Raw genomic sequence first — 8,262 nt, 5'->3', positions numbered from 1 at the left:
CCCGGACTAGATCCTTAGTCTAGCGCGTATGCCAATTCCGCCACAACTGCGTTTTGTTTTCTTGTTGCTCTCACAACGATGATTATCATACCACACGAAAAAATAAAATGCAAGAGCTTTTTTGAAAAAATTTAAATTTTTTTATTTTTTATAGTTTCTTTATACTTTCACAAAAGTTCAGAGACTTTTATTATAGATAAAAATGGTGTATAATAGAGGAACTGAAATGAAAGGAGTATAGATGATGAAAAGATTTTTGAAGACATTCAGTATTTTAACTATAACATGTCTTGTAATGGCTTCAGCAGCAGGATGTAAGGGAAAAACCCAGGAAACAAATGCATCGGGCAGCGTTGCTGTTAATGAGACAAAGAAAGAGACGCAGAAGGAGTCTGAGACGGAGAAAACAACGTCGACAGAGTCGGAGAGTACTCCGGAGACAAAACCATTCTTTGAGGAATCCAGACCGGCCATTGATGTGGAGATCCCGGATGATGTGGAAAATATGCGTCCGCTTCTGACCGGCCTTTGTAAGACAATGACCGGAGGTAAGACATATGATGGTTCAAACAGTGAATTTCTCTGGGAGAGCCTTTATGCCGCTATTAATGGAAGTGACTGGATACATCCGCAGATCCGTTTATCTGATGATGGAAGCGGCTATGTCGTTCCAGGCGGTGTTATGTCCGAATATGCTTCAGCAATGTTTGGAGGAAACGGTAATCTTCCGGACATTCCGGCATCCATGGGCGGTATTGAGTTTAATGGGGATATAGACAGCTATATCGTATACAGTTCAGACGGTTATTCCGGTTATATGGATATTACAGCAGTGAATGAGACAGCCGATGGCTATGAAGTTTCTGTGGCTTTTACGACAAAGAAAGGCAGTGTGGAAAACCATACATTTGCTTTGAGTAAAGGCGGAACAGGTTCATTCCCTTGCAGTATTACCGGAGTGATTGAATAAAGATTACATCGGGAGGTATTTATGAAGAAAATTGTGCGTACGGTGGTTATTACGCTTTTATTTGCATTCGTGTCCTTTTATTTTACACTGCCTGCACTTAATCTGCGTTCACCTTATTTTTACAGTTGGCTGCTGGAAGTGGCCGTTGTGTATATGATTGCATCTTTAATCGGTACATTTTCCATTAAAGATCTTAAAAACCGGACAGTTGATTTTGCCTTTTTAAAGAAAAATGCAAAATTAGGATTACTCATTGTCATTTTATGTATTGCAACTTTGGGAATCGGTCAGGTCGCATCCCACCAGTTTTTTCATGCCGGAGCTTACCAGAAGCTTATTCCGGTAGAAAATCGTGAATTTACGGAGGATATTGCGCAGGTATCGATGAAAGATGTTCCGATCGTTGATAAGGATTCAGCGATTCAGCTCGGAAATCGTAAGATTGGTGAGCTGGTCAATCTTATTTCCCAGTTTGAGGTAGATGAATACGACTATTCTTATACCCAGATCAATTATCGTGATACACCGACACGTGTTGCACCGCTGAGATACGGAAACATTATTAAATGGTTCAATAACCAGTCCAACGGTATTCCGGGATATATTTCTGTAAATATGACAACTCAGGATGTGGAACTTGTTCAGTTGGAAGAGGGCATCCGTTATTCACCGGGAGAATACTTTTTCCGTGATCTTGACAGACATCTCCGTTTTCAATATCCGACAAAGATTTTCGAAGATTATTCCTTTGAAGTGGATGATGACGGAAAACCATACTGGATCTGTCCGGTCATTAATTATACGATCGGTCTTTTCGGCGGTCGTGATGTAAAAGGCGTTGTTATTGTAAATGCATGCAACGGTGATTCGGAGTATTATGATATTCAGGATGTGCCTCAATGGGTAGACAGGGCTTATTCTGCAGACATCATTGTAGAACAGATCAATTACTGGGGTAAATATAAAAATGGTTATATCAATACGATTTTCGGACAAAGAGATGTGTGCGTAACTTCGGGAGGCTATAATTACCTGGCTATTGATGATGACGTATGGCTTTATACGGGACTTACATCTGTCGGCAATGATGAGTCTAATATCGGTCTTGTTCTTGTTAACATGCGTACAAAGGAAGCGCGTTATTACATTGTTTCCGGTGCAACGGAATATTCGGCGATGGATTCGGCGGAAGGACAGGTTCAGAACCTGGCATATAAGGCTACATTCCCTGTACTTCTTAATATCGGAGGTCAGCCGACTTATCTTGTTTCACTGAAGGATAATGCCGGGCTTGTTAAGAAATTTGCATTTGTTAATGTAGAAAAATATCAACAGGTAGCTATCGGAGATACGCTGGATCAGGCATATGCGGTCTATGTGAAGCTTCTTTCTTCCGGACAGATCATTGATGCCTCGTCAATAAGTGAGATTACGGGAACGGTAACCCAGGTTGACACGGCAGTTAAAGACGGCAATACATATTTTTATGTTCAGCTGTCAAATTCTAAAAAGATTTTTGTAGCCTCCATTCAGCTGAATGATGTACTCGCTGTTTTGCAGCCGGAGGACAGAGTCACGATCGGCTATGTGGATTCAGACAGTGATTTTATTATGATGAATCAGATTGAAAGGAAATAAACGGCTATGAAGAAGGGCGATGTTTTCCTTATATGTATTGTTATTTGTCTGGCTGCCGCAGGATTTTTCTTCTGGTCTTTCAGAAGCACGGGAGAAGGGGGTACCCTGACTGTGACAGTTGACGGAAAAGTTTACGGAACTTACGATTTGTCAGAAGACCAGGAGGTTGAAATTGACGGGGAATGGGGATGTAATCGCTTTTCCATTAAAGACGGTACTGTGCGGATGATCGAGGCGGATTGTCCGGATCAGTATTGTGTAAACCATGCACCTGTCGATAAAGAAAATGAAACGATTATTTGTCTTCCTCATAAGCTTGTACTGGAGATTACGGATGGAGAAGAAAATAATGAGATTGATGCGTAAAGGATAAAATATGTCTAAAAAAGTTGCAATGGCCGGAATGTTTACCGCTCTGGCCATGATATTCAGTTATGTTGAAGTTCTTATACCGATCAACCTTGGAATTCCGGGAATGAAGCTGGGGCTTGCCAATCTCGTGGTTGTTGTTACCCTCTATACGATGGGAGTTCCAATGGCTTTTGCAGTTTCTATGATACGAATTATGCTTGTTTCAATGACTTTTGGAAGTTTTTCGGCCATGCTTTACAGTATGGCCGGAGGTATTTTAAGCTTCTGCGGGATGGCACTTTTGAAAAAAGTTCCAAATTTTTCAGTGATCGGTGTCAGTCTTTTGGGAGGTGTCCTTCACAATACAGGGCAGCTCCTTGTTGCCATGGCAGTCGTTGAGAATATAAATCTTATTGCCTACCTGCCGCCGCTTATGATTGCCGGTATGGTGACAGGTATACTGATCGGTATTGTATCCGCACAGGTCATTCCGAGAATAAAAAAGGTATTGCATTCGGGAGCCTGAAGGAAGCATTTCATGAAAAAACAAAAGAAATACTTTCTTAAGATCGGGGAATGTGATATGATACAGATTGAATGTTTAGAAAAAGCTTTAATGAGGAGTCGATAAAGATGGATAAGAAAGTCAGAACACGTTTTGCACCAAGTCCGACAGGACGTATGCATGTAGGAAATTTAAGAACAGCATTATATGCTTATCTGATTGCCAAACATGAGGGCGGCGATTTTCTTTTAAGAATTGAAGATACAGACCAGGAACGTTTTGTAGAAGGTGCGGTGGAGATCATTAACCGTACACTGGCAAAAACCGGTCTTATTCACGATGAAGGTCCGGATAAGGACGGCGGCTGCGGTCCGTATGTTCAGAGTGAACGTCAGGCAGCCGGTATCTATATGGAATATGCAAAGAAATTAGTTGAAAAAGGCGAGGCATATTATTGTTTCTGTGATAAAGAACGCCTCGAAAGTCTGAAACAGGAAGTAGCCGGCAAAGAAATTATGGTGTATGACAAGCATTGTCTCCATCTTTCTAAAGAAGAAGTTGAAGAAAAGCTTGCAGCCGGTGTGCCTTATGTTATTCGTCAGAATAACCCTACAGAGGGAACAACCACATTCCATGACGATATTTATGGAGACATCACTGTAGATAATGCAGAATTGGACGATATGGTACTGATCAAATCCGATGGTTACCCGACATATAATTTTGCCAATGTTGTCGATGATCATCTGATGGGAATCACTCATGTTGTCCGTGGAAACGAATATTTGTCTTCATCTCCGAAATATAACCGTCTGTATGAAGCTTTTGGCTGGGAAGTTCCTGTATATGTACACTGTCCGTTAATTACAGATGAAGCACATAAAAAATTAAGTAAACGAAGCGGTCATTCTTCTTTTGAAGATCTGCTTGAACAGGGATTCGTCACAGAAGCTATTGTGAATTATGTGGCTCTTTTGGGATGGAGTCCGGAAGATAACCGTGAAATCTTCAGTTTAGAGGAGCTTGTTGAGGCATTTGACTACCGTCACATGAGCAAATCTCCGGCTGTATTTGATATGAATAAGCTGAAATGGATGAACGGTGAATATATTAAAGCAATGGATTTTGATACTTTCTATGTTCAGGCACTTCCATACATCAAAGAGACCATCCATAAAGATGTGGATTATAAGAAGATTGCCGAGATGGTAAAAACACGTATCGAAATCTTCCCGGATATTCCTGCACTGATCGACTTCTTCGAGGAAGTACCGGAATATGATATCGCAATGTATACACATAAGAAGATGAAGACAAATGCAGAGACTTCGCTTGCTGTTTTAAAAGAAGTTCTTCCGGTTCTCGAGGCTCAGGAAGATTACAGCAATGACGCTCTCTATGGAAAGCTGGTTGAATTTGTCAAAGAAAAAGGCTATAAGAACGGTTATGTGATGTGGCCGATCCGTACCGCTGTTTCCGGCAAACAGATGACACCTGCCGGAGCAACAGAAATTATGGAAGTCATTGGCAAGGAAGAATCTATCCGAAGAATTCAGGCTGCCATTGAAAAATTAGAAGCATGCAAGTAGATTCTTCCCAGAAAAAAGCAATTGAACATGATCGGGGTCCGATGCTCGTACTTGCGGGCCCCGGTTCGGGAAAAACACTTGTGATTACCCGGAGAACACAATGGCTCATTGAAAAAGCCGGCGTGGCTCCGGGTAATATTCTTGTTGTAACATTTACCCGGGCAGCTGCCGGGGAGATGCGCAGCCGATTCGACCGGCTGATGGGAGGCCGTCATCTTCCGGTCAGCTTCGGTACATTTCATGCCGTATTTTTTACGATTCTTAAGTATGCATATCAGTACAAGGTTGAGAATATCCTTATGGAGAATGAAAAATATGATATTCTCAGGGATATTGTTCACCGGATTGATGTGGAGATGGATGATGAGAAGGATTTTCTTATGAATATTGCCGGAGATATCAGCAGGGTCAAAGGCGATATGATGTCTCTGGAACATTTTTATTCGGTCAACTGTTCAAAGGACGTATTTGATGAAATCTATAATGAATATAATAAAAAGCTTAAAAGAATGCGACGCATTGATTATGATGATATGCTGCTCCAGACATGGCAGCTTTTTAAAGAACGGCCGGATATTCTTCTGGCATGGCAAAAAAAATATCGTTATATTCTCATTGATGAATTTCAGGACATTAACCGGATACAATATGAGATTATAAGGCTTCTCGCAAAGCCGGAAAATAATCTTTTTGTCGTAGGTGATGATGATCAGTCCATCTACCGTTTCCGCGGCGCTAAACCGGAGATATTACTTGGATTTACAAAAGATTATCCGGAGGCTAAGCTTACGATACTGAATAAAAATTATCGTTCAACGGGTGCGATTGTAAACAGGGCTGCCCAGCTGATCGATCATAATGAACAGCGTTATAAGAAGGATTTTAAAGCTTTCAGAGAAAAGGGCGAAGAAGTGCTTGTGAAAGCATTTGTCAAGCCGGCGGATCAATATCTGAAAATGATTCGGGAAATTGTCGATCTTCATGAAAAGAGAGGCGTTCCGTGGGAGGAAATTGCAGTCATTTTCCGAACGAATCTTCAGATGGCGGGGCTGGTGGAACAATTGATGATGTACAATGTGCCTTTTGTCATGAAAGATTCGGTGCCGAATATATACGAACACTGGATTGCAAAAGATATATTTTCCTATATGAATCTTGCTTTTGGAGGAAACCGGCGTGAGGATTACTTAAGAGTCATCAATCGCCCGAACCGTTATATTTCCCGCGCCTATCTGGATGAAGATCCGGTAAATCTTTCGAATCTTAAGGATTATTATGAGAATAAAGAGTGGATGCTGGAACGTATCGAACAGTTGGAGTACGATCTCTATATGCTTGCCTCAATGGGACCCTATCCGGCAATTCAGTATATCCGTCATTCCATTGGCTATGATGCGTATTTAAAGGACTATGCGGCCTACAGAGGTATTAAAGCGGAAGATCTTTTAGAAGTGCTGGATGATCTGATGGATAAGAGCCATGCCCATTCTACATGGGAAGAATGGTTTCAGGCAATCGGTCAATATTCCGAGACACTGAAATTGAGGGCCAGACAGAAATTTGAGGAAAACGAGGGCATCCGCCTTCTGACAATGCACGGAGCAAAGGGATTGGAATACGATGTGGTTTACATTCCCGATGCGAATGACGGGATGACACCCCATAAAAAAGCATTGACAGCTTCTGAGCAGGAGGAGGAGCGTCGGATGTTTTATGTGGCCATGACCAGGGCGAAAAATGACCTGAGAGTCTATTTTACGAGAGAGCGTTATGGAAAACAGGCAGAAATGTCACCATTTGTTGGAGAATTTCTTGCTTTTTAAATGATTATCTGTTACAGTGAATGTGAGCGAAAAAACTCAAAAAGAAAGAAGAGGTAGAAATTATGGGAACATTTATTCCGGAAGAAAACGATACAATGACATTAAGCTTTGATGACGGCGCTGATATTGAATGTGCGGTCGTTGCTGTATTTCCAGCAGGAGGCAAAGACTATATCGCTTTACTTCCTTTAGAAGGACAGGGCGTTGACGAAGATGAAGTTTATATTTATCGTTTCATTGGTGCAGAGAATGAAGACGATGTGAAACTGGAAGACATCGATAACGATGAAGAGTGGGAGATGGTATCCGACGCATTCGATGAATTACTCGACAGTGAAGAATTTGATGAAATTTTTGAAGAAGAATAAGCAGGTGTCCACGGGAAAGATTTATGGACATCTATAGTCATCGAATCTCTCAGCCGTGAGGCTGAGAGATTTTTTCATTGTATGGGAAAGCTATGAATGCTTTCGGTGGTCATTACAGAGGAAAAAGTTTACAGAAAAGTGAAGAGACAGATTGTATGATAAGGGCATAAATAATATGGTGAACGAAAAGAGGATGAAAAATATGTTATCAGCAAGTATTAAAATCAGTGATATAAATTATGAGAAGACATTTCAGAATATTTTTCCGATGATTCGGGAGAACATAAAAACTACCGAATCTGACAATCTGGTCCTTCGTTTTTTTAAGAAGCTGGATGATGCGGCTCTGCCGGTATTACTGGGGATAATGAACCATTTGCCGGAAGATATTAAAAATGAATTGCTGGTATTATGTCTGGATACTTATTCAGGTAAGATTCAGGAGAAACTGAATGAAGGCCTTGAAACAAATTCTTACGGTAAGTATTTGAATGTGGGCAGAGTTTCAATTGTGCAGGAAGGAAAGTTTTTGTATTTGTGGATTGGCCAGGTTGAAGTGGATTATAAGGGACTTGTGAAAGAAAGAATGGCGGGTATGATTGGCAATTTTGTTTCTTTTTTTGCAGGAGAAAAGCTGGAAAATATAGCACTGGATATTCTGGAGAGTGAAATAAGCAAGAAAAAACTTATGGAGCTGGCGAAGGATGCATTGGACAAGTACGGAATCGTTATGGATCTTACAGATATTCAGCTTATTAAGGATAAGGAAGAAAGCGGAGATTACATTGAGGCAGAGCCCCATCTGGTACTTTCAGAGAGGATGGAGAATGCGATCATGGATGCATTGGCCGGCTATCTGAAGGATAAAGAATCATCATTTGTCAATTGAATGAACGGGTTCATGGTCACTTAAAGGTGTCCATGAGCCCGTTTCCCAGTTACTATGACAGAATATCGATAAAATATTGGGCAGCTTCGGATAAAGGCACTTTGTCGTTGTAGCCTGCAACAAGCTGTC

At 41.2% G+C, this 8,262-nt stretch carries 8 protein-coding genes; all 8 read left to right on the top strand.

From position 1 onward, the window contains the following. Window positions 1-244 precede the first annotated feature (244 nt). Window positions 245-970, top strand: coding sequence for a hypothetical protein (locus QZZ35_RS07500; RefSeq protein WP_291236839.1), 726 nt, complete (start codon window positions 245-247; stop codon window positions 968-970). A 21-nt stretch (window positions 971-991) separates the two neighbouring features. Next, entirely contained in the window at window positions 992-2,608 is a 1,617-nt protein-coding gene (locus QZZ35_RS07495) for a CvpA family protein (RefSeq protein WP_291236838.1), read from the top strand. Between the two features lie 6 nt (window positions 2,609-2,614). Beyond that, entirely contained in the window at window positions 2,615-2,974 is a 360-nt protein-coding gene (locus QZZ35_RS07490) for a NusG domain II-containing protein (RefSeq protein ID WP_291236837.1), read from the top strand. A gap of 10 nt (window positions 2,975-2,984) precedes the next feature. Continuing rightward, a complete protein-coding gene (locus QZZ35_RS07485) occupies window positions 2,985-3,485 on the top strand; it encodes a Gx transporter family protein (RefSeq protein ID WP_291236836.1) in 501 nt (166 codons plus the stop codon). Between the two features lie 107 nt (window positions 3,486-3,592). Next, window positions 3,593-5,053, top strand: coding sequence for a glutamate--tRNA ligase (gene gltX, locus QZZ35_RS07480; RefSeq protein WP_291236835.1), 1,461 nt, complete (start codon window positions 3,593-3,595; stop codon window positions 5,051-5,053). Continuing rightward, window positions 5,044-6,876, top strand: coding sequence for an ATP-dependent helicase (locus QZZ35_RS07475; protein ID WP_291236834.1), 1,833 nt, complete (start codon window positions 5,044-5,046; stop codon window positions 6,874-6,876). Before gltX ends, QZZ35_RS07475 begins: the two co-directional genes overlap by 10 nt. A gap of 62 nt (window positions 6,877-6,938) precedes the next feature. Beyond that, complete coding sequence (locus QZZ35_RS07470; RefSeq protein ID WP_291234972.1) at window positions 6,939-7,244, top strand: DUF1292 domain-containing protein; 306 nt, start codon at window positions 6,939-6,941, stop codon at window positions 7,242-7,244. Window positions 7,245-7,446: 202 nt separating this feature from the next. Further along, window positions 7,447-8,133 (top strand): hypothetical protein, encoded by a 687-nt coding sequence (locus QZZ35_RS07465; RefSeq protein ID WP_291236833.1) that lies wholly within the window; start codon window positions 7,447-7,449, stop codon window positions 8,131-8,133. Window positions 8,134-8,262: the final 129 nt, after the last annotated feature.

Origin of the sequence: Frisingicoccus sp. (assembly GCA_016298055.1) — a bacterium.
GTDB lineage: Bacteria > Bacillota > Clostridia > Lachnospirales > Lachnospiraceae > Frisingicoccus.
This window is presented reverse-complemented; position numbering and strand designations above follow the sequence as displayed.